General features: G+C 54.2%; 18 protein-coding genes. 8 read left to right on the top strand and 10 right to left on the bottom strand.

Going from position 1 to position 21,251, the window contains the following annotated elements; genetic code table 11:
* Window positions 1–26: 26 nt before the first annotated feature.
* Window positions 27–962, bottom strand: coding sequence for a hypothetical protein (locus F3J36_RS10840; RefSeq protein ID WP_166719667.1), 936 nt, complete (start codon window positions 960–962; stop codon window positions 27–29).
* 1,062 nt (window positions 963–2,024) lie between these two features.
* On the opposite strand from F3J36_RS10840, the gene F3J36_RS10835 reads away from it, so the two are divergent.
* On the top strand, window positions 2,025–2,993 hold the full coding sequence (locus F3J36_RS10835) for a DUF4062 domain-containing protein (RefSeq protein ID WP_166719666.1): 969 nt from the start codon (window positions 2,025–2,027) through the stop codon (window positions 2,991–2,993).
* Window positions 2,994–3,050: 57 nt separating this feature from the next.
* On the opposite strand, the gene F3J36_RS10830 is transcribed toward F3J36_RS10835, so the two are convergent.
* The 3 genes from F3J36_RS10830 to F3J36_RS10820 form a co-directional block, all read right to left on the bottom strand.
* Entirely contained in the window at window positions 3,051–4,013 is a 963-nt protein-coding gene (locus F3J36_RS10830) for a site-specific integrase (protein WP_166719665.1), read from the bottom strand.
* A gap of 231 nt (window positions 4,014–4,244) precedes the next feature.
* Window positions 4,245–4,517 (bottom strand): hypothetical protein, encoded by a 273-nt coding sequence (locus F3J36_RS10825; RefSeq protein WP_058780313.1) that lies wholly within the window; start codon window positions 4,515–4,517, stop codon window positions 4,245–4,247.
* Window positions 4,518–4,660: 143 nt separating this feature from the next.
* Window positions 4,661–5,164 (bottom strand): hypothetical protein, encoded by a 504-nt coding sequence (locus F3J36_RS10820; RefSeq protein ID WP_211073053.1) that lies wholly within the window; start codon window positions 5,162–5,164, stop codon window positions 4,661–4,663.
* Window positions 5,165–5,559: 395 nt separating this feature from the next.
* Here F3J36_RS10820 and F3J36_RS10815 point away from each other — a divergent pair, with 395 nt between their 5' ends.
* Together F3J36_RS10815 and F3J36_RS10810 are read left to right on the top strand one after the other, a co-directional pair.
* Window positions 5,560–5,763 (top strand): hypothetical protein, encoded by a 204-nt coding sequence (locus F3J36_RS10815; RefSeq protein ID WP_010618078.1) that lies wholly within the window; start codon window positions 5,560–5,562, stop codon window positions 5,761–5,763.
* 76 nt (window positions 5,764–5,839) lie between these two features.
* Complete coding sequence (locus F3J36_RS10810; RefSeq protein ID WP_166719664.1) at window positions 5,840–6,565, top strand: 4'-phosphopantetheinyl transferase; 726 nt, start codon at window positions 5,840–5,842, stop codon at window positions 6,563–6,565.
* A 153-nt stretch (window positions 6,566–6,718) separates the two neighbouring features.
* On the opposite strand, the gene F3J36_RS10805 is transcribed toward F3J36_RS10810, so the two are convergent.
* From F3J36_RS10805 to apbE, 3 genes are all read right to left on the bottom strand, one after another.
* Complete coding sequence (locus F3J36_RS10805) at window positions 6,719–8,371, bottom strand: multidrug ABC transporter permease/ATP-binding protein (RefSeq protein ID WP_166719663.1); 1,653 nt, start codon at window positions 8,369–8,371, stop codon at window positions 6,719–6,721.
* Between the two features lie 87 nt (window positions 8,372–8,458).
* Window positions 8,459–9,100: a DNA oxidative demethylase AlkB gene (gene alkB / locus F3J36_RS10800; protein WP_166719662.1), complete on the bottom strand. Its 642-nt coding sequence runs from the start codon at window positions 9,098–9,100 to the stop codon at window positions 8,459–8,461.
* A 17-nt stretch (window positions 9,101–9,117) separates the two neighbouring features.
* Window positions 9,118–10,149 carry an FAD:protein FMN transferase ApbE gene (gene apbE / locus F3J36_RS10795; RefSeq protein WP_211073003.1) on the bottom strand — a complete coding sequence of 344 codons (1,032 nt, stop codon included), beginning with the start codon at window positions 10,147–10,149 and terminating at the stop codon, window positions 9,118–9,120.
* 401 nt (window positions 10,150–10,550) lie between these two features.
* Here apbE and F3J36_RS10790 point away from each other — a divergent pair, with 401 nt between their 5' ends.
* A complete protein-coding gene (locus F3J36_RS10790; protein WP_164861051.1) occupies window positions 10,551–10,706 on the top strand; it encodes a hypothetical protein in 156 nt (51 codons plus the stop codon).
* A gap of 1 nt (window position 10,707) precedes the next feature.
* Here the strand turns inward: F3J36_RS10790 and F3J36_RS10785 are convergent, their stop codons facing one another.
* Window positions 10,708–11,163 (bottom strand): nuclear transport factor 2 family protein, encoded by a 456-nt coding sequence (locus tag F3J36_RS10785; protein WP_058758444.1) that lies wholly within the window; start codon window positions 11,161–11,163, stop codon window positions 10,708–10,710.
* Between the two features lie 97 nt (window positions 11,164–11,260).
* Here F3J36_RS10785 and F3J36_RS10780 point away from each other — a divergent pair, with 97 nt between their 5' ends.
* Window positions 11,261–11,824, top strand: coding sequence for a TetR/AcrR family transcriptional regulator (locus tag F3J36_RS10780; protein ID WP_166719660.1), 564 nt, complete (start codon window positions 11,261–11,263; stop codon window positions 11,822–11,824).
* Window positions 11,825–11,846: 22 nt separating this feature from the next.
* Here F3J36_RS10780 and ompC read toward each other — a convergent pair whose 3' ends face one another.
* Window positions 11,847–12,956: a porin OmpC gene (gene ompC, locus F3J36_RS10775; RefSeq protein WP_031280043.1), complete on the bottom strand. Its 1,110-nt coding sequence runs from the start codon at window positions 12,954–12,956 to the stop codon at window positions 11,847–11,849.
* A gap of 892 nt (window positions 12,957–13,848) precedes the next feature.
* Between ompC and F3J36_RS10770 the strand changes: the two genes are divergently transcribed.
* From F3J36_RS10770 to rcsB, 3 genes are read left to right on the top strand one after another with little or no spacing between them, the layout of a single operon-like run.
* A complete protein-coding gene (locus tag F3J36_RS10770) occupies window positions 13,849–15,003 on the top strand; it encodes an MFS transporter (protein WP_058775802.1) in 1,155 nt (384 codons plus the stop codon).
* 24 nt (window positions 15,004–15,027) lie between these two features.
* Complete coding sequence (gene rcsD, locus F3J36_RS10765; RefSeq protein ID WP_058758458.1) at window positions 15,028–17,685, top strand: phosphotransferase RcsD; 2,658 nt, start codon at window positions 15,028–15,030, stop codon at window positions 17,683–17,685.
* Window position 17,686: 1 nt separating this feature from the next.
* Window positions 17,687–18,337, top strand: a complete 651-nt coding sequence (gene rcsB / locus F3J36_RS10760) for a response regulator transcription factor RcsB (RefSeq protein ID WP_013509853.1) — start codon at window positions 17,687–17,689, stop codon at window positions 18,335–18,337.
* A 42-nt stretch (window positions 18,338–18,379) separates the two neighbouring features.
* Here rcsB and rcsC read toward each other — a convergent pair whose 3' ends face one another.
* Complete coding sequence (gene rcsC, locus F3J36_RS10755; RefSeq protein WP_021509234.1) at window positions 18,380–21,232, bottom strand: two-component system sensor histidine kinase RcsC; 2,853 nt, start codon at window positions 21,230–21,232, stop codon at window positions 18,380–18,382.
* Window positions 21,233–21,251: the final 19 nt, after the last annotated feature.

Here is a 21,251-nt window from a genome sequence, read left to right as displayed (position 1 = left end):
AAAGCGCCATCCATAGCGGGATTTTTCTATTCCACATACTTCTCTATTTGATGCATCCATTTTTTGCAGCTCTCCTTTTCACCCTGAAATCTAATAATAGGCTTAACCCGATATTGGTGAGGTGCTGGTTCATCTTCTTCATAAGGTTCATATGGAAATTCTGCATTCAAATCTCCGAAGGCCGTCTTAGAATCTAATGATGAAGGGTAGAGATGGCTTGTAATACGCCCCATCATTCGCCCTGAATGCTCTGTAATACGCTGGAGATAATCATTGATTGCTTCCACCTCTCCCACTTTAGCCAGAGCGCGTATAATTCTCCTGTCTCCCTCAGTGAATTCAACCGGGCATAGAACAGCCTTAGACAAACAAACAGAGCGCTCATAATCCATGCTGTCTTGTTCAAACTGAAAAGCTGAGGAATCACTCAGGTTAATGGTGCCGCGCTCCTGATGCATCTCAATACGCTTAATGAGAGACTCAGCAGATTTAAGCAACTCTTGGCAATAGCGTATCCCCGGAGCTTCACCACCCTTGATGATTCGACGCTTTCCGAGTGTATTCTGAATAGCCTTAGATGATAAATCCTCATTACGCATTACGTGCACTAACTGTTTAACAGGGATGCGGGTATTACCTGAACTGGCTGTGCTTGCTGAATAAACTAAATCATCCAGAGCATCCACCATATTGTTACTATCTGTATCCTCATTGTATTGGACACTGGAAAAGAACGAGGCGTAAGGATTACTAACCCCCTTGGCCTTGCGACCACGTGTCTCTGTTTTTATTTGCGAGGTAGTATTAAAAGAGTTCCCAAACATATCATCAAGAACACCCATTACTGTTTCACTGATATCAATATCAGCAGGGATAGTTACTAGCGATTCATTCAGAATCTCACCTGTTGCTTTGTCAATAGCAACCATCATACCATCCATCTTAATCCATTCAATTTTCATTATTATTATCCTCAATGGAATTTATTTGCGAGGTAGTTATTAAGAGCTATGTAATCATGCATAGATAACTGTCATGGGCATTTCCTGCGGAGCCTGCCCATGTGGGGAAAGTCAAAAGAATGCCTACGGCGTTACGCAGGGAACTCTACTCGGCTAGACAGCTAGCCTCATATTCGTTCAAACATCAAAGACTCTTTGTAGGAGCGTTGTGAAGCCGCTTACGGCTGAGCTAGCTTCCTGCGTGCTGTTAGCCTGCACGGCTAGTGCGTTCTCTTTGCTATTCTTCACTGACAAGGAATCAGCTTAATTATTTACTGTTCCTTCTATTAAAGAGTCCAAAAACACCACCTTTGTGACAAATTATCTTCATAAAGGCCTTATAAAAATAATGCCCCTATATCTACTATACAGCTGTCTAACCTCACTTTTGTGACAAAATCAAAATACCAAAACCACTAACTCATTGATTAAAATAATATTAAAAATTAGTGTTTCTGCATAAGTTGGGGAACTGAGTGTGCACGCAGCGAGGAACGAGCCAGTGCGTTAATGAAGGAGTGACTGGCATTGATGATAGCATTATTCATTCTCATTGAATAACCTGTGTATCTTACATGCAGGATTAGTATTACCTAAGACAATGTAGTCTAGAGCGGAACAGCGCAGCTGACCAACCTGGTTGACAGTAAGTAAATGGGCCGTCACCACACAACACATAATCAGTACAACAGCTACATATCACTTAGCCGCAATAACCTTTATCCATTCTTTCATTGTGTACGCCTCATATTCTTCAGATATTAATTATCTAACGGGCCAGCTTGCCATGCAAGCGCACAATGCCATTTAAACGCCCCTAGAACGCGCCAGGAGAAGATATAAGATCAAAGGAAGGGAATCATATTGGCTAGCATTTGAAGCGCGCTATGCGCGTTACAGAGCGCTATACAGGAAGGGAAACTTTACTCCTCCACATGCTACTACAGATAGTAGTTCACTCTCCATAGGGATTTATCTTATGATGATAGTTTACCCGCCGCCTTGTGTCCTCTGGAGATTTCTATGGATAAGAGATATCAGGTATTTGTCAGTTCAACCTTTACAGACTTAGAAGATGAGAGAAGGCATGTTATTCAAACGCTGATGGAGATGGATTGCATTCCTGCTGGAATGGAGCTATTCCCTGCGATAGATGAAGAGCAATGGGAATTCATTAAAAAAGTCATTGATGATTGTGATTATTATCTTCTTATCATCGGAGGGCGCTATGGTTCTACCGCTGAGGATGGCTTGAGCTATACTGAAAAAGAATTTGATTATGCTGTGGAAAAAGGGTTGAAAGTGACTGTGCTTTTACATCATGACCCGGATTCTCTTCCAGCTAAAAAAACGGAGAGCATTCCAGAATCAAAAGAAAAACTCCTTCGCTTTATCGAAAAAGCTCAGAAAGGGAGGCTAAGAAAGACGTGGAAGTCCGTTGAAGAATTACCCGGACTTGTGGCTCTAAGTATGACAAAAACAATAAGAATGCATCCCGCAGTAGGCTGGGTGAGAGCTGATAAAATAGCAAGCGAAGATAACCTAAGTGAGCTTATCAAAGCAAAAAAAGAAATAGAAACACTAAAAAAATCAATATCTAAAATTAAAGAAATAGACCCCAAAGACCATTACGGAAATAACCTAGCAGGATTGGAAGATGAACACCTAATTAATTACATGAAATTTTACCCAGAAGATTACCTCACTGAACATCATAAAACGATTTCATTCAAACTAGGTTTTATATTCGACAGAGTTGCGCCCAAAGCTCAGAATGGATGTAGTGAAGCAAGTTTGATAATGGAAATATCCAGCCTAATTGAAGCTAAAATGACAGATGAAATTGTTAATACCACCGTTTACACTGATGACATCATAACATTAAGGATGCATTTTATTGCGCTGGGCTTAATCGACTTCCATAATTCTTGGTGGTCACTTACAGAAAAAGGCGTAGACCAGATGATTAGAAGAAGGATTATCAGAAAATAGTCTAGCCAGACAAACTAAAAAAGATTAAACCCCGCTCAGATAACGGGGTCATTCATCTTACCCCATCAAATCAGCCACACTGCTTGCCTTAATGTGGCTGTATCTGGCTAACATGCTGATGCTCTTATGTCCTGAGATGCATTGCAGCTGTATGGTGTTAAGCCCTTTCTCAGCGTATCTGGTGATAGCTGTATGCCTTAGTGAATGGAAGCACACTCCATATACATGGCTTTCTCTCGCTGCCCTTCTAAATGCCTGTGTAACAGCGTAGGGAGTGAGGATAAACAGCCTGCAATTTGCCTGCCTTCCCTCACACAATTCACGTAGCAGTGTTAACGCATTAGAAGAAAGAGGAACATCCCGCCCTTCTCCGTTCTTTGCCTGTTCATCAGAAAGATGAATAACACGCTTTTTGAAATCCACCATTGAAGGGGTGATGGCTAACAGCTCGTTCCTGCGCATAGCTGTCTCCCATGCAAGCATGATGATAGCTTTAGCCCTGTCACTAACACGCTCTAGAATCATTCTGTACTCATGTTCTTCTACTATCTTGCTTCTGGGCTTGCCAGCATTAGGCAGCTTTACTGGCTTCACCACATCACTACAGGCTATCCCTTTCTCACTGTTAGCCCACCTGAGAACACGAGACAATTGCTGAAGCTCCAGTCTAACTGTAGAGCCTGCCACCTGTTTAGAACGCTGTAGTTTATAAGCTGCTACATCTTCGCTTGTCAGGGCTTCCAGTGGTTTACTATCTAGCATACGAACAAGTGTATTCAGCCTGTAGCTGGTGGCTTCATAGCCTCCTCTACGCTTGCCATCCTTCATCATCACTTCTTCCAGATAGGCCGCAGTGAAATGAGAGAGCGAAGGCGTTTCCTTCTTTAGTTCTCCTTCAAGCTGTAAAGCCCATAGTTCTACTTCTTCTTTGGTTGAACGTGTAGCAGTCTTAGTTGGGTGTCCCTTCACTCTCACTTGAGCGTTCCACTTGCCAGAAGGGAGCTGTCTGAATGTAGCCATGTGCAATGCTTCCTGTGTGCAACATGACCTATCTTATTGAGTATGCTAACTATTTCATGCCTTTACAGGTCATGGGGTGTCAGGGGTCGGAGGTTCAAATCCTCTCGTGCCGACCAAAATCCCAAAGAAAAGCAGCCTTTTACGGCTGCTTTTTTATTGTCTGCATTTTGCGAGGGTAAAACCCGGCGCGCCCCGAGCGCGATGGTTTTCAGCGCGCGGACTGCCACGCGTCTACGGGTTAAACGTTAGCGGAACCTCCGTCTCGCAGGGTTGCACCAGAATCAGCGGGCATTTCTTCACCTTACACGCCTGCGAATAAGCCAGCTCGCACACTTCGCAGATATCGCGCACTTCCGACTCATATTCATACTCCATGAAGTAGCGAAACGTACCGCTGCGCGTGTCGCTGCGCCAGAAGCGTTGCGGTTCCAGGATTTCATCCAGCTGCCTGAAGGTCAGGGCTGAGGGGTTGTGAAAACCCACTCTTACACGATATTTAGTCATGCCCTGATAATTATCGAGTTTTGGCCGCGTTGCCAGCCGGAAACAATTCTCGCTGGGATAGGGAAAATCTTTGCTAACGCTGGCACATCGGGCGCCGCAACCCGATCCGTAACGGTTGCGGCGCAGAGGGAAGGCTTTGACCGTCAGCGCTGGATTTTCAATTCATCATCCCAGCGGTCTGGCGCCGCGTTTGCGGGATCGTGATCCTGCAGCAAAAACTCGCCGTTTTGCTGGGCGATCTGCTCACCGGTATCGGTAATCGCGTTTTGAATAAATACCTTTGCCTGCGCGCCATTCACAAAGGTGAGCTGATGGAAGGCGGTTTTGTTGCCCCAGTCTTTTGACGGCGCTGAAATATAGCGGATGGTGTAACTCTGGTCCTCAACGCTGCCCTGCATCACGTAGAGGCCATAATGATTTTCGCCCTGCGACAGGATTTTATACACCCCGTTGCTGTAGTAATAAATCACCGCATCCGGGAACGGCTTTTCATCATAGAGTTTACGGTAGTGCAGTTTATGTACAAAGGTGGGTTTGCCGGGCACCACTTCAACATTGCCCTGCGCATTCTGGAAGCTGAGATCTGCTGCCTGTGCAGCGCCTACGCTCATGCAACCCAGTAACATTATGCCAGCCAGTTTTTGCATCATTCGCTCCTTAGCCTCTTTCGTCAGCCACCAGCATGTTACGCCCACGCTTTACCCCGGTTAAACGAAGCGGCTATCGATGTGTGATGGGCTTCATAATACAGCCACTACAGGAAGGATAGAGATGGAAAATGACGGCGCCATTACCGCGCCAGACGCGGCTCTTCGTCACCACTGCGACAGGCCCTGACCTTACTGTTCAGGGTGCAAAATCCTGCAGCATAATCTCGCATCTCACTTCATTCATGCTGCGAATCAGGTACTTAACTGAAGTCAGCAAAGCCGACCGGGATCACGTTTTTACTGATTTGTGACAGCAATTCATTAAAGTGAAACAAAACTGTCACAGATTTCCCCTACCCTAAAGCTCCCCGTTTATTTGATGGAATCTCGTTATGGTCATCAAAGCAAAAAACCTGCAGGATGCGGAAGAACTCCTGCACTCAGGCATCAGCAAAGTGGAGCTGGCGTATGATATTGGCAGCGATGATTTCTTCCGCCTGGCGAGCCACTGGTGCGACCGTGGTGCACGCATTACCAAAGGCCACCACCATTTTGTGGTGCAGATGAAGAGCTTCGCTATCCCGCCAAATCGCTAACCCGCAGCAGCCTTTTCGGCTTGCTCTGCCCGCGGCTGACTGGTAAAACACGCTTTTCCATCAGCCGTTACTCATTATGTTCTCAGCCGAAACGCCCCTGCCGCTGCCCGCTTGTGGTTTTATCACCGCCGCTGGCCACACCGCTGAATCGCTGTCGCTGGCGTGGTGCCGCTTTGATCGGCAACAGTGGCATGCCGCTTTACCTGCGCAGTGGCAACTGCCGCTGCCGTCCGCGCTACAGCAGGCAGCCAGCAAACGCAAAATTGAGTATCTCGCCAGCCGCTGGCTGGTGCGGCAACAGCTGGCGCAGCTGGGAATCACTGATTTTGTGCTGCACAACGCGCCGGATCGCTCCCCGTGCTGGCCGGCAGGCATTCGTGCTTCACTGTCGCACAGCCATGACTGCGTGGTGATGGCCGCGACGCGCGAGGCATTGTATGTGGGTATTGATGTTGAGCAGGTGATGGCAGAGGAAACCGCGCAGGACACGGCGGAACTGCTGATGAACGCGCAGGAGCGCGCGCTGCTTGAGGGCCAGCCGCTGCCCTTTGCGCAGGCGGCAACGCTGCTGTTTTCGCTGAAAGAGAGTCTTTATAAGGCGCTATGGCCGCGGCTGCATCAGCCCATGGCGTTTCATCAGGCTGCGCTGATCGATCTCGACCTGCCGCAGCAGCGCGCGCGATTGCAGCTGTGTCAGGATTTCAGCGCGGAATTTACCCGCAGCACCGTGCTGGACGCACGCTTCTGGCTGCAGCCGACGCGCGTGGTCACACTGCTCACTCACCCCGCCTGCGCGCAATAAAAAACCGGCGCGGAATGAGCCCGGGCCGGTGACAACACAAGACGACAGAAGTGTTCCAGGGAGGCAGAGACGAGGATCTCTGCTGCCATTCACTGTATCCCGCTGACAACGTCCTGCCCAATAAGGGTTTTTGCTAAGCTTTGCCGCCAGCCGTCAATGGCCGGTATCGGTGCGTTTGACGGCGTCCAGCGTGGCCATTTCGCGCTCGCGGCCGGTCAGCTCGCTTAACTGCCCATCGCGCATTTCCAGCAACCGATCGGCATGAATAAAGTAGTGATCGTCATGGCTGATGGCGAACACGGTTTTGCCGGACGCCTGAAGCCACGGCAGCAGCTCGCGGTAGAAGATGCGGCGGAAATGCGGGTCCTGATCGGCCGCCCACTCATCGAGCAGCAGGATATCGCGCTCCTCTGCCGCCGCCAGCAGCAGAGCAAGCCGCTTGCTCTGCCCTTTCGACAGCTGCAGGTTGAGTACCCGGTTGCCTTCCAGCTTCAGCTTGTCCTGCATTTTCAGCCGTTCCAGCCACTGCTGCACCAGCGCCGGATTAGCCGGCTCACCACCGCGACGAATCAGGCGGTCAAACAGATGCACGTCAGTGAACACCGCCGAGAAGTGCTGGCGATAAGCATCAAGGTTATGCCAGTCCACCTCTTTACCGTCCAGCAGCAGGCGGCCTGAATGCGGCTGATACAGGCCGGTCAGCAGCATCGCCAGCGTGGATTTACCGCTGCCGTTACCACCAATCAGAAACACCAGTTCACCGCGGCGCAGCGTCAGGTTGATCGGGCCGACGGCAAAACCGTGCTCGCCATAATGGAAACAGACGTCGCGCAGCTCCAGCGTCTGCCAGTCGCTCACCGTCGGCAGCGCGTTGAAACCGTCGCTGTAGGGAGCCAGATCAAAGGTATTAATTTTCCGCAATGCCACCTGTGCGCTGAGCAGCGTCGGCAGCGCGCCTACTGCCGCCAGCAGCGGCGTGCGCAGGAACAGCAGCGTCAGCGAATAGGTCGCGGCGACAGCGGTATTGGCCCAGCCCAGACCGTTGGCCATGAAGAACACAATACCAATCGCGCCGAGCATCATAATGTTCGACCAGTTCACCGCGCTGAGATGGAAGGTATCGGCGCGCACAATGTGACGACGATAATCCGTGGCATTTTCCTGATACACGGTGTCGTAAATCAGCCGGGCGCGCTCGCGGTTAAGCTGCAACTCTTTGCGCCCTTCAATGATGGTCTGAAAATCGCGGTACAGCTCGTCCTCGATGTCGCGCAGCTTCGCCATATGCTGATAAACACGCGACACCAGCAGCCAGCCGCCGATCAGCGTCACCACCAGCCACAGCGTGGTGATCAACAGCATTTGCGGTGACAGCCACGCCAGATAGATCGCGGAACCCAGCGTAATAATGATGCCCTGAATCAGCTCCGGCAGGCGCACAAACGCGATAGTGATGGCACGCACGTCGCTGGTCAGGCCGGCCAGCAGCTGAGCGTTACCAATCTGCTCAATGCGTTCAACCCGGGTATCCAGAATACGCTTGATAAACTCACCGCGCAGCCGCCAGACAAAATGGTGGCCGAGCTGAGTCAGCGCCAGCTGCGACGCCAGCGTCACCGCCATCAGCAGAAACAGCTGGGCGAGAAAGCCCGGCAGCACGGTAAGCGAGGTATTAACTGCCACGATCAGTTCATTATTGATGTAGGCGATTAGCCCGATACCCAGCGCGGCGCTGAGCAGCGTCAGCACAATCACGCCGATAAACGGCCAGCGGTACTGGCGAAAAACAACCTGAAGCAATGCCATTAAAAATTATCCAGAGGTCAACCAGGCAGCCTGCAGTTTAATGGCGCTTCGGGTGAAGGCAAGAATAATTCTCATCCGTTTTTACGGTTACTGAGCGCGGCGGAATGTCAGGTTGTAACGGAACGCGCCAGCCTGCGGATGGATGCCCGCTTTTAGCGGCAAAATGCCGTGATAGCGCAGGCGCGACGGACCGCCCCACACCACGATATCGCCGTGCTCCAGCAGCACGCGCTGCGTTGCATCGCCGCGCGCGAAACCGCCAAACTGAAAAACGGCCGGCAGGCCAAGCGACACCGAGACAATCGGCTGGCGTAAGTCTTTCTCATCTTTATCCTGATGCAGCGTCAGTTTGGCACCGGGCTCATAGCGGTTAATCAGGCAGGCATCCGGATTGAAACCGGCAAAGCCGGCCTCCTGCGCGGTCTGCTGCGCCAGCGTGCGGAACAGCGCAGGCATCGGCGGCCATTTACGGCCGCTGCTGACATCCTGTTCGGTGTACTGGTAACCGCGCGAATCGGTCGACCAGCCGAAATCGCCGCAGTTGGTCATGGCGACTGACATGCGATGTCCACCCGGCGTGATGCGATGGGCAAACGGGTTAAGGGCCGCGACGTCATGAATTGCCGCCAGCAGCGCATCGGCCTGCTCGCGCGCCCGGCGACGCAGAATCACCGCGCCCTCGGCCAGCGGCTCCTGCCATGGCGCGTCTTCACTAAATAGATCCAGCACAGTTACCTCCTGTCAGGTCAGGGCTGATTGATAAGAAACGATTTGAACTGTGGCGACATCCAGTGGCTGAAGCCGTCGCCCTGCTTCGTAATCAGATACACCGCCAGATGCTGTTTCAGCGCCAGCGCTTTGGCACGCTCGGTGCCGAGCACCATCAGCCCGGTGTCCCAGCCGTCGGCTTCCAGCGCGGTGGTGGCTATCACCGTGGCTGAGACCAGCCGGTGATCGATGGGTCGGCCACTGGCCGGATCGATCACGTGCGAGATGCGTTTGCCATCCAGTTCATAATAGTTGCGATAGCTGCCGGAGGTGCTGATTCCGTGCCCCTGCAGATCGACGCGTGCCTCCACCGCGTTCTCGCGATCGGTCGGTTTCTGGATGGCGACCCGCCACGGCTGCTGGCTGGCATTCAGGCCGCGACTCAGCACCGCCCCGCCCACCGACACCAGATAATTAGTGATGCCCTGCTGCTCCATCAGCCGCGCCAGGTGATCGGTGGCGTAGCCTTCGCCCATGGTGGAGAGATCGACATACAGGCCCGGCAGATCTTTTTGCAGCCACTGGCCGTTCACCGTTTCAATCACGCGCAGGTGCTGCAGGCCGGTCTGCGCTTTGGCGGCGGCGATGGCGGCATCCGATGGCGTATGCGCCGGCTGCTGCGCCGGGCCAAAGCCCCACAGATTCACCAGCGGTCCGACGGTAATGTCCATCGCGCCGCCGGTCAGCTGGCCGATGCGCAGCGCGCGGGTGACGATATCGGCCATATCGGCACTGACCGGCTGGGGATCCTGTCCCTGATACTGGTTGAAGCGCGACAGCACTGAGTCCTTTTTCCAGGTGGAGAGTTCGCCATCGTCGCGATCGAGCTGCTGCTGAATCGCCTGCTGCAGCGCGGCCTTACGCTGAGTATCTACGCCCGCCAGACTCACGCGCCACACCGTTCCCATGGTTTTGCCTTCCAGCACCAGCGCCTGCTGCGCCGGTTTTTGCTCGCACCCGCTCAGCAGCAGTGCTACCATGCCTGTCAGCAGAATGTTCTGAAAATTCATCAATTCCTCGTCTGTAACTCATTACTACAGCCTATTACAAAGCATAACTCGCTTGTAAAACCGTCTAAAGCTGCTTGAAGTTGATCGCTGGCTGGCACAGCATACTGCGTTCCTGCACGAGAATCCTTACAGGAGCGACTGATGATTTATATGATTCTTGCTATTACCGCCGGGTTATTTGCTTACGGAAGCTTCCGTTGCTGGCAGCACTATCGCCACCGCCTGATTCAGCACTATCCGTCGCGCCGACGTTGAGGCATTGCACCAGCGTCGTGCATCCTGCACCGCTTCAGCGCTGGCGCAGTGTAACAAAGCGGCCACGGGGCACGTGGCGCTGAGAGCGGTAGCATGGCATGAATTGTGCAGCGTTGATGGTGGGTTGAACATCAGCGAGGTGCAATATGAGTAAGGCAACAGAACAACAGGATAAATGGCAGCGCTGGCTGAGCTTTTCCGCCTTTACGCTGGCGGGCGTGGCGCTGGAAGGCAGCCTGCCGCCTGCTACTACATCCCCGCAGCAGGCGGCAAAGGCCAGACGCTGGCGCAACGCGCCGTAAATTACAGACCCAGCTCGCTCAGGCCCGGATGATCGTCCGGGCGTCTGCCAGCCGGCCAGTGGAACAGCCGCGCTTCAGCGCTGATTGGCAAATCGTTGATGCAGGCGAAGCGCTGAATCATCAGACCATCGGCACCAAAGTGCCAGTTTTCATTGCCGTAGCTGCGGAACCAGTTGCCGCTGTCATCGCGCCACTCATAGGCAAAACGCACCGCCAGCTTATCGTGGTGCCACGCCCATAACTCTTTAATCAACCGATAATCCAGCTCGCGGGCCCATTTGCGCTGCAGAAAGGTCACGACGTCCGCGCGGCCGTTAACGAATTCGCTGCGATTGCGCCAGCGGGTATCTTCACTGTAAACCTGCGACACGCGCTGCGGATCGCAGCTGTTCCAGGCATCTTCCGCCATACGCACTTTTTCTAAGGCACTTTGATGATCGAACGGGGGGATGAGCATTTTTTATCTCCTGATAATGTAGACAGGTCTGTCTACTTGATTCATCCTGCCGTATGTAGACAATTCTGTCTACCCCCGTAAACAGGAATTTTTTCTTATGCTCGCACCCCTGCTGTTTGATGCCAGCGCCAGCGCGCGTGACCGCATCCTGCTCAGCGCGCAACAGCTGTTTTATGCGCAAGGCATCCGTGCTACCGGCATCGATAAAGTGATTGCCGCGGCTGGCGTGACCAAAGTGACCTTCTACCGCCACTTTCCGGCCAAAAATGACTTAATTCTGGCGTTTCTGCAGCAGCGCCATCAGCGCTGGATGAGCGGCTTTCGCAGCGCGCTGGCGCAGCAGCCTGCCATCAACGTGGCGCTGCCGGCTGCGTTACTGAGCTGGTTTCAGGAGGAGGATTTCCGCGGCTGTGCGTTTATTAATAGCGCGGCAGAACTGGCTGATACCCTGCCGGAAGCGAGCGCACTGATTCGCCAGCACAAGCGTGAGATGGCGGTCGCCATTGCCGAAAGACTCAGCGCGGCGCAGCAGGAAAAAACCGGGCAGATCGTGTTGCTGGTAGATGGCGCAATCGTGCAGGTTCAGATGGGGGAAGCGGCGCAGCAGGTGACGGCAACGCTGCAGGCGGCGCTGAACGCGCTGCTGGAGAGCAGAGCGTGACCCGCAGGCCACGCTCTCCGGCTTAGAACTGGTAAACCAGGCCCAGCGCAACGATGTCGTCGGTGTTGATACCGGCCGCATCGGTGAAGTTGTTGTCGTCCAGCAGGTTGATCTGGTAATCAACATAGGTCGACATGTTTTTGTTGAAGTAATAGGTCGCACCTACGTCGACATATTTTTTCAGGTTCTGGCTGCCATAACCTTCGATATCGCTGCCGCGTGAGGAGACGAAGGCCAGCGACGGACGCAGACCGAAGTCAAACTGATACTGTGCCACCAGTTCCCAGTTGTCCGCTTTGTTGGCATAGCCGTACGCAGCGGAATCCACCGCGCCGAAGCGGGTTGCGTTGTAAGAACGGGTGTACATCGCCGCCAGATACACGTTGTTAGCGTCATATTTCAGACCGCCGGTGTAGGCTTCGGCTTTATCACCGCGACCGAGAATGCCTGGCGCGTTGCCGTTCTGATTGTTGGTACGGTCAGACTGGAACATCGCCGCACCCAGACCGAAGCCGGAGCCCAGATCGTAGGTGGTGCTCAGGCCCCAGCCGTCGCCGTTCTCACCCAGGACATCACGACCGGAAGAGGATTCGGTTGGGTTGTCGTTTTTGCCCTGATACTGCACGGCAAAGTTCCAGCCATCCACCAGGCCGAAGAAGTTGCTGTTGCGGTAAGTCGCCAGGCCGTTGCTGCGCTGGAACATGAAGTTGTCCGCGCCGTAGGTGTCACCACCAAACTCCGGCAGCACGTCAGTCCAGGCGCCGATGTCATACAGTACGCCGTAGTTACGGCCGTAGTCGAACGAGCCCGCATCACCGAATTTCAGACCGGCGAAGCCGACACGGGTGTAGCTGTTAGCGGTACCCTGCGATTCTGCGGTGTTCAGCGCAGCCTGGTACTCCCACTGACCGTAGCCGGTCAGCTGGTCGGTCACCTGAGTTTCACCTTTAAAACCAAAACGCAGGTAAGACTGGTCACCGTCCTGGCCATCGTTGTCCGAGAAATAGTGCAGGCCGTCTACTTTGCCGTAGAGGTCTAATTTGTTGCCATCTTTGTTATAAATTTCAGCTGCGCTTGCTGAGCCTGCCACCAGCAATGCAGGAATCATCAGGGAGAGAACGCGACGTTTCATTTTATTACCCTCTGTAATGTGCCTTTTATATGTGCCACTGCTAACTGAATGCTTAAAAATTCAGCCGGCAAGCCATTGTTATTTTATGGAGGGCAATAATCTATCACGAAAATGATACTAAATTTCCGAAAGTGTTTCATTGTATTAAATAGTTATTTCTAAATGTAAATTTCGCGGAACTAATAATCAGCACACATCGGCAAAAAATATCGCACTAATTGATAAACCGAATTTTATTCATTTAAATACATAGGGATAAGATGAGATAAGCTGCCGCACTGAATGATAAAACTTAACGCCACTCAGCGCATACAATTACTCCCGCTATCATCATTTATTTCATTATTACCTTCATTCACCCCGAATGAGAGATTTACCCTAATTCCCGCCGGACATGATTGTCCGGCATTTTTTTGCCTGCCATTTTCCTTCTGCTCTGTAATTTTATGTAAACCTGTTTACTGAGGTTAAATTAACCGCCACTCAGGACGCCATTATTTGTTCGTTTTCGCACTTTTTGTTCATTACTTAGCCATGATTGCGCAATGTTAATTTCCGGGCGTAATAAAGTTGCACGGAAAAATAGCCGATGCGTTTGTCCAACCGTTTGCGAAATATTCTTTACAACTATTCAGTGAGTTAGCGTTGCCGCAGTAATCGATTTTCACCCCAACCTAAGCCAAATTCTCACTGAATCTGTCGGTTTACTAAGAGCCAGAGAGCTTATTAAGTCCAGGAAATGTCTGGAAAAGCGCAGCGCCTGGCAAAAGATCGGTAATATGCTGTTTTCTGGCGACCATTTTTGCCCTGCTCTTCGCCTTCATTGAGCGGTGCCACGCCAGCTTTAATGCTAAACTTCGTCGCTCGAACGACTTATGACAACGACACCTTTATGACAGCACTGGACGCCGCACAGCCCAACAAATTGCATCAGCGTGTCAATCTGGGAACACGCCTCGTTTTTCTCATCGCCGGTTTAAGCATGTCTGCGTGGGCACCGCTGGTGCCGTTTGCCAGCCAGCGTCTCCAGCTGACGGGCGCGTCGCTGGGCGGCCTGCTGCTGTGTCTGGGCATTGGTTCACTGGCGGCAATGCCGGTGACCGGTGCGCTGGTGGCACGCTTTGGCTGCCGCCGCGTTATGCTGTGCTCCACGCTGGTGGTGCTGGCCGTACTGCCGCTGCTGGCGACGCTGGATGTGATGTGGCTGATGGCCGCCACGCTGATGGTGTTCGGTGCCGGGCTCGGCATGCTGGATGTGGCCATGAATGTACAGGCGGTTGAGGTTGAGAAAGCGGCGGCCAAGCCGATGATGTCCGGTTTCCACGGTTTCTTCAGCCTTGGCGGTATTCTCGGCGCCGGCGCGGTCAGCCTGTTACTTGGTGCGGGTCTGACACCGCTGCAGGCAGTCGGCGTTATCATGCTGCTGATGGTGCTGCTGTTGCTGTGCAGCCTGCCGACGCTGATGACAGAGCGCCTGCATCAGCCCGATCAACCCTGGCTGGTGATCCCGCGCGGCTGGGTCGCCTTCCTCGGTTGCCTGTGCTTTATTCTGTTCCTTGCGGAAGGCGCGGTACTCGACTGGAGCGCCCTGCTGCTGCTGCAAAGCCCGGGCATGAGCGTGGCGCACGCCGGTCTGGGTTACGCCATCTTCTCCATCGCCATGACCATAGGTCGTCTGACGGGCGATAAAGTGATTCAGCGCTTTGGCCGCTATCCGGTGATGCTGACCGGTGCGCTGGCGGCGGCAGCCGGCATGACGCTGGCGGTGCTGCTGCCGTGGCCGCAGGCGGCGCTGCTGGCCTTTTTGCTGGTGGGCTTTGGCCTGGCCAATACCGTGCCGATGCTGTTTAATGCCGCCGGTAATCAACAGGATATGCCGGCCAATCTGGCGATTTCCGCCATGACAACGCTCGGCTATGCGGGTATTCTTTCAGGCCCGGCTTTAATCGGCTTTATTTCCCAGTGGCTCAGCCTGAGCGGCGCGTTTTTACTTATCGCCCTGCTGCTGCTGGCGGTTGCCGCCAGCGCCCGGCTGGTCGCGCGTTAATTGCAGGATCCTGAGACACCTATGCTGCCTTATAAATTTCCGCTGACCTCCGGCAACGTAACGCGCTTTTTCGTGGTGTTTAACCTGGTGCTGTTTCTCGCGCTCGGCGCCATGGTGCATAACAGTGTGAATGCGTGGATCATGGAAAAGCGCTACGCCATGACCGACCTGGCGCGCGCGATGCAAAAACGCATTGATGCTTACCGCTTTGCCACCTGGCAAATCTATGAAAATCTCGCCACCAGCGCCGCGGGTTCTACGCCGAACAGTAGCCTGCAGGAGACGCGCCTGCGCCCGGACGTTTACTATCTGGAGAAAACCCGCCGCAAGACCGAAGCGCTGATTTTCGGCTCGCACGACAGCAGCACGCTGGATATGACGCTGCGCATGTCCAATTATCTCGATACGCTGTGGGGCGCGGAAAATCCGGCGTGGTCGATGTACTTCCTCAATGGTCAGGACAACAGCCTGATCATGATCTCGACCCTGCCGCTCAAGGATATGGCAACGCGCTATAAAGAGAGCGCGATCAATACGCTGGTGGACAGCCGCCGCGCCGAAATGCTGCAGCAGGCCAATGCGCTCGACGAACGCGAAAGCTTCTCGCCGCTGCGCCACTTTGCCTGGCAGAACGATCACTACTTCACGCTGCGCACCACGTTTAACCAGCCAGGTCATTTAGCCACGGTGGTGGCGTTCGATCTGCCGGTTAACGACTTGATTCCACGCAGTATGCCGCTGGAGAATTTCCAGCTGCGCCAGGATGCCAGCCAGCCCGGCAGCGCCACCAGCGATGACGCCAGCAGCGAAAGCACCGCGGTCACGCTGGTTAACCCGAACCTGGAGATTGCCGCCACGCTGCCCAGCACCTCGCTCCAGCTGGTGTACCGGGTGCCACTCGCCAGCCTGGCGATGGATACCCTGCACAACCTGATGTGGCCGCTGCTGATCAACCTTTTACTGTTCCTGCTGTCTATCGCCGGCATTACGCTGCTGCGCCAGCAGTCACTGCGACCGAATGAGAACCAGAGCGCTGAGCTTGATTCGCTGCGTATGCTGAATGAGGAGATCGTCGCCAGCCTGCCGGTCGGGCTGCTGGTGTATGACTTTGGTACCAATCGCACGCTGCTGAGCAACAAAATCGCTGAGCATCTGCTGCCGCATCTCAATCTGCAGAAGATCATCAATATGTCCGATCAGCATCAGGGCGTGCTGCAGGCTACCATCAATAACGAAGTGTATGAGATTCGCCACGCGCGCAGCATGCTGTCGCCGCACACCCAGCTGTTTATGATGCGCGATCAGGATCGCGAGCTGCTGGTGAATAAGAAGCTGCAAAAAGCGCAGCAGGTGCTGGATCGCAACCACCAGATGCGCCAGCAGCTGATGCAGAATCTTGGCCATGCGCTTAATCGTCCGCTGCAGAGCATGGTGACGCAGCTGGTGCAGCTCAGCCAGCGCGATGACGACGAGAGCGTGCTGGATCTGCTGGATGAGAGCCAGGGTCTGGCGCGGCTGGTGGACGATATCGTCCTGCTCAACCGGCTGGAAGCCCACGACTGGTCGCCGGATGCGGGCGTGTTTAACCTGCAGGATCTGCTGGATGAGATTGCGCTGGAGAGCCTGCCGCTGCTGCGACGCAAAGGGCTGACGCTGGTGGTCAACAATCAGCTGGCCAACGACGAGATGCGTTTTGGCGATCGCCGCGCGCTGCGTAAAGTCCTGACCACGCTGATGCACTACGCGCTCACCACCACGCAGTGGGGCAAGATTTCCCTCGATATCAAAGCCAGCGACAGCAAAGCCAACAGCGTGCTGTTCCAGCTGGTGGATACCGGTTCAGGCCTGACCGGCGACGAGCTGGCCAACGTCGATTTCCCTTACCTCGGCGAAACCACGCAGGACCGTTACGGTCAGGCGTCCGGCATGGCGTTTTTCCTGTGTAAGCAGCTGTGCAAACAGATGGGCGGCCAGCTGGAGATTATCGCCAAACCGGATATCGGCACGCGCTACAACATTCAGCTGCCGCTGGCGCTGGAGCAGCAGAGCGAGCAGGAAGAGAAACTGCTGGAAGGCGTGACGGCGCTGGTGGATATCGCGGTCGAGGACGTACACAAAATTGTCTGCCGCCACCTCGAGAACTGGGGGGCAAATTGCCTGACCTCGGACGAACGCTTGTCCGGGCAGGAGCATGATGTGCTGGTGACGGACGATCCGGCGCGCCTGCACGGCTGGGCGCTGTTGCTGGCGGGCGACGAAATGGGGCATCACGCCCTCAACGACCAGCAATTCCGGGTCAATTTCAATCTCAGCAATGCGCTGCTTGATGCGCTGCTGGCCCTGATTGAGAAGCAACTGGCTCACGATTCGATAGAGGAGAGCGACGACGATGAGGCTGCCACGCCGCTGCTGAGCGGCGGCTATTTCCAGCTGTTTACGGAGACAGTACCGCCAGATGTGAAGAGACTGTATACTGAGTCGGCGGAGAAGGACTATCCCTCGCTTGCTCAGACAGCGCATCGCCTGAAAGGCGTGTTTGCCATGCTCAATTTACTGCCGGGTAAACAGCTTTGTGAAGAGTTAGAACAGCACATTAAACTGTGCGACGATTTAACCATTAAAAATACCACCAGTGAAATTGACGCGTACGTCAACCAACTGCTGCAGCAAGGTAACCAATAAGATGAATAACCTGAATGTAATTATTGCCGATGACCATCCAATCGTTCTGTTCGGTATCCGTAAATCTCTGGAACAGATCGAATGGGTGAATGTGGTAGGTGAGTTTGAAGACTCAACAGCACTGATCAATAGCTTGTCCAAACTGGATGCCAACGTCCTGATTACCGATCTGTCGATGCCGGGCGAAAAATACGGCGACGGCATCACGCTGATCAAGTACATCAAGCGTCACTATCCGGATCTCTCCATTATTGTTCTGACCATGAACAATAACCCGGCGATCCTGAGCGCGGTACTGGATCTGGATATCGAAGGCATCGTGCTGAAACAGGGTGCACCAACTGACCTGCCAAAAGCGCTGGCAGCCCTGCAGAAAGGCAAAAAGTACACGCCGGAAAGCGTGGCCAAACTGCTGGAGAAAATCAGCGCCGGCGGCTACGGCGACAAACGTCTGTCACCGAAAGAGAGCGAAGTGCTGCGTCTGTTCGCTGAAGGTTTCCTCGTTACCGAGATCGCCAAGAAGCTGAACCGCAGTATCAAAACCATCAGTAGCCAGAAGAAATCAGCAATGATGAAGCTGGGCGTGGATAACGATATCGCGCTGCTGAACTACCTCTCTTCCGTCAGCGCCACTCAGGTCGACAAAGAGTAATCCCTGCGGCGGTGCTTCGGCACCGCCTCTCCTCTGCCCTGCTTATCCTTCCCGGCTTTTTCGAACACGTTCGGCATACAGTGCCAGCGTGGTTTTCAGCACATCCAGCGTCACCGGTTTTGACAGGCAGTTATCCATGCCGGCATCCATACAGCGCTGTTTCTCTTCCGCCAGTGCGTTAGCGGTCACTCCAATCACCGGGAAAGCATGCCCCAGCTGGCGCAGACGCTGCGTCAGCCGATAGCCGTCCATGTTTGGCATGTTGACATCGCTCAGCACGATATCGATATGGTTGCGGCTAAGCACGTTGAGCGCATCCACACCGTCCTGCGCCGTTTTGGTCTGATAGCCCAGCGTGCCGAGCTGTTCAGACAGCAGCATCCGGTTAATCGGATGGTCATCAACGATCAGCACCATGATGTCTTCATAGCTGGAGGCCTGCTGCGGCACCGGCAGTTCCAGCGTGGTCGCCGTTTCACTGTCGATGGCAATGCGATAAATCCGGCCCAGCAGCAGCGGCAGATCGTGCAGCGTCGCGCTGCTGTGCACCCACTGTCCCGGCGTCGTTTCCTGCGGCATATCAATGTGTTCACCGCAGATACGGATGCGCGCGCGTACCGTCTGCGCTGGCGCGTCGTGGTGATCGCAGATCATCACATCGTCCGCCCCAGCCCGCCCCTGATAGTGCGCAACCTGGATGCCCTGCTGCTGGAGCAGACGCAGCAGGAAGGCCGCCAGATAGTCGTTGCGCAGGTCGAGCCAGATGGCTTTTTCCTGCAGACCATCCAGCAGCGGCGGCGCGGGTTGCTGTCCGGCGTAGATCGGAATACGCACCACGAACTGGCTGCCCATGCCCGGTTCAGAATCGACTTCGATGTCGCCATCCATCATGTTGATGAGCTTTTCACAGATCGCCAGTCCCAGCCCGGTGCCCTGGAAGTTACGCTGCACGCCGGAGCCAACCTGGAAGAACGGGTCGAACAGGCGCGTGATCTCTTTCGCCGGGATTCCCACGCCGGTGTCGCGCACGCGAAACGCCAGATACCCCTCTTTCACATAGGCGTGCAGGATAATGCAGCCGGTGTGGGTGAACTTGATGGCGTTGTTCAGCAGGTTGGAGATCACCTGCTGCAGGCGCAGCGGATCGCCATCCAGCGCCAGCGGCACATCGTTCTCGATAAACACATACAGCGTCAGGCGCTTGCGCACCACCAGCGACAGATAGTTGCTGGCAATATGGTTGACCACCTCACGCGGCGAGAAGGGACGCGGCTCAATCTTCAGCTGCTCGGACTCGATCTTCGAGAAGTCGAGAATATCGCTGATGATTTTCAGCAACAGGCTGGATGAGTTGTTCATCGCCGTGACCAGCGAATCCACGCCCTTCGGCAGCGATTTGGTCTGCAGCAGATCGAGGTTACCGATAATGCCGTACAGCGGCGTACGCAGTTCGTGACTGACGGTAGCAAGGAACATCGACTTGGACTGGCTGGCCTGCTCGGCGGCGTGCGCCATCTCCTGCAGCGACTGCTCCATGCGCACGCGCGCCGAGACGTCGACCAGCACGCAAATCGCCACGTTCTCGTTGCGATAGCGCGAATGCACAAAGCTGATTTGCAGGTTAGTGTTACTGCCGGTCAGCATATCGACAAAATTAACCTGCTGGCCGCCGATGATTTCGTTCAGCCGCAGGCGATCTTCCTGCGTCAGCAGCGTCAGATAGTTATGCGCCAGTTCATTACTGAGGATGTTGGTGCCATCGCTGGTACGCAAAATACAGATGCCGACCGGCGCTGACGCGACAATCTTGCGGTTGAACTGCTCGTGCTCCTCCAGCCGGTGGGCGTTGTCTTCCGCCGGCAGGAACATGCGGCGTTCGAACACCCACGCCAGGGTAAACAGAATCAGCGCGCTGAGGATATTGAGCAGCAGCGCGTTAATCAGCATCAGCTTGAGCTGATCCATCAGCACATCGGTCGACAGCGACCACACCACATTGAGGCTGGACGGCGGCAGCGGCTTTTTCAGCACCAGCTGACGATAGCCGTCAAGATAACCAAACCAGGTGCTGTTATCCGGCAGATCGTCCAGCGAATAACCGGGTCCGCCGCGTCGTGAGCTGATCAGCGGGCGATAGTTTTCATCGGTGATGGTGGCCACCAGCGGCAGCCCGCCGGGCTGAATAAATTCATCCAGGCGAATGTTCTGTTCCACGCCGAGCAGCGCCTGCAGTTTGTTGGCGACGTAAACCGGCACCACCATGTAGAAGTTGCCGATGCCTGGCTGGCTGCTGTTGGTAATCCAGTACATTGGATTACGCCGCTCTTCCTCGTTGCCGCTGCGGTAGTGCAGCACGTTTTCGCGCAGCGCCTTCAGGCTGCGTTCGCGATCGACCGGATTATTGTTGCCGATGGTGAAATCTGCCAGGCACTGATTTTCGCCGCCAATAAAGAACACCCGATTGAGTTCATAGGCTGAGGCAAAATTGCTTTTCCAGTAGTTAATGAAATAGCTAAGGGAATCGAGCGAGTTACGCCAGGTGTTGCTCATTGACGTGCAGTCACCGTCGGTAAACAGCGGCGTAAACTGCGGCAGCGTGCTTTTGCCGCCCGGCATGCCGTTGAGCATATCCAGCCCGTTGACGCTGCTGCTCAGGCGATTCTCGGTGATGTACTTCAGCTCGCGCATCACATCCGCGGAGTGCCGCACATACCATTCGGCCTGACCATAATTGGTGGCAAACTCCTGGCGCACCGCGTTCTCTTTCTCGTGCAGCACATTGATGATGTAGAAAGTGGTCAACAGTGCACCCAGCGACCAGAGCAGCAGTGCCAGCGCACGAAACAGGTAGCGCGAGATGCGAAGCGTGGTGCGAAAGGAGACGAGATATTTCAAAAGAGACTCACTGGCGGCA

It is taken from the genome of Pantoea sp. Cy-640 (assembly GCF_011752635.1).
GTDB lineage: Bacteria > Pseudomonadota > Gammaproteobacteria > Enterobacterales > Enterobacteriaceae > Pantoea > Pantoea dispersa.
The sequence above is the reverse complement of the archived record's forward strand: the minus strand, read 5'-3'. Positions and strand labels throughout refer to the sequence as shown.

What these genes read in the sequence shown, in the direction of transcription:
- F3J36_RS10780 (WP_166719660.1), top strand. Translation starts at nt 11,261, where the DNA reads ATGCTCGCACCCCTGCTGTTTGATGCCAGCGCCAGCGCGCGTGACCGC.
- F3J36_RS10825 (WP_058780313.1), bottom strand. Translation starts at nt 4,517, where the DNA reads ATGACTAAATATCGTGTAAGAGTGGGTTTTCACAACCCCTCAGCCCTG.
- F3J36_RS10805 (WP_166719663.1), bottom strand. Translation starts at nt 8,371, where the DNA reads ATGGCATTGCTTCAGGTTGTTTTTCGCCAGTACCGCTGGCCGTTTATC.
- F3J36_RS10830 (WP_166719665.1), bottom strand. Translation starts at nt 4,013, where the DNA reads ATGGCTACATTCAGACAGCTCCCTTCTGGCAAGTGGAACGCTCAAGTG.
- F3J36_RS10835 (WP_166719666.1), top strand. Translation starts at nt 2,025, where the DNA reads ATGGATAAGAGATATCAGGTATTTGTCAGTTCAACCTTTACAGACTTA.
- rcsB (WP_013509853.1), top strand. Translation starts at nt 17,687, where the DNA reads ATGAATAACCTGAATGTAATTATTGCCGATGACCATCCAATCGTTCTG.
- F3J36_RS10770 (WP_058775802.1), top strand. Translation starts at nt 13,849, where the DNA reads ATGACAGCACTGGACGCCGCACAGCCCAACAAATTGCATCAGCGTGTC.
- F3J36_RS10815 (WP_010618078.1), top strand. Translation starts at nt 5,560, where the DNA reads ATGGTCATCAAAGCAAAAAACCTGCAGGATGCGGAAGAACTCCTGCAC.
- F3J36_RS10840 (WP_166719667.1), bottom strand. Translation starts at nt 962, where the DNA reads ATGAAAATTGAATGGATTAAGATGGATGGTATGATGGTTGCTATTGAC.
- apbE (WP_211073003.1), bottom strand. Translation starts at nt 10,149, where the DNA reads ATGAATTTTCAGAACATTCTGCTGACAGGCATGGTAGCACTGCTGCTG.
- F3J36_RS10785 (WP_058758444.1), bottom strand. Translation starts at nt 11,163, where the DNA reads ATGCTCATCCCCCCGTTCGATCATCAAAGTGCCTTAGAAAAAGTGCGT.
- F3J36_RS10810 (WP_166719664.1), top strand. Translation starts at nt 5,840, where the DNA reads ATGTTCTCAGCCGAAACGCCCCTGCCGCTGCCCGCTTGTGGTTTTATC.
- ompC (WP_031280043.1), bottom strand. Translation starts at nt 12,956, where the DNA reads ATGAAACGTCGCGTTCTCTCCCTGATGATTCCTGCATTGCTGGTGGCA.
- F3J36_RS10790 (WP_164861051.1), top strand. Translation starts at nt 10,551, where the DNA reads ATGAGTAAGGCAACAGAACAACAGGATAAATGGCAGCGCTGGCTGAGC.
- F3J36_RS10820 (WP_211073053.1), bottom strand. Translation starts at nt 5,164, where the DNA reads ATGCAAAAACTGGCTGGCATAATGTTACTGGGTTGCATGAGCGTAGGC.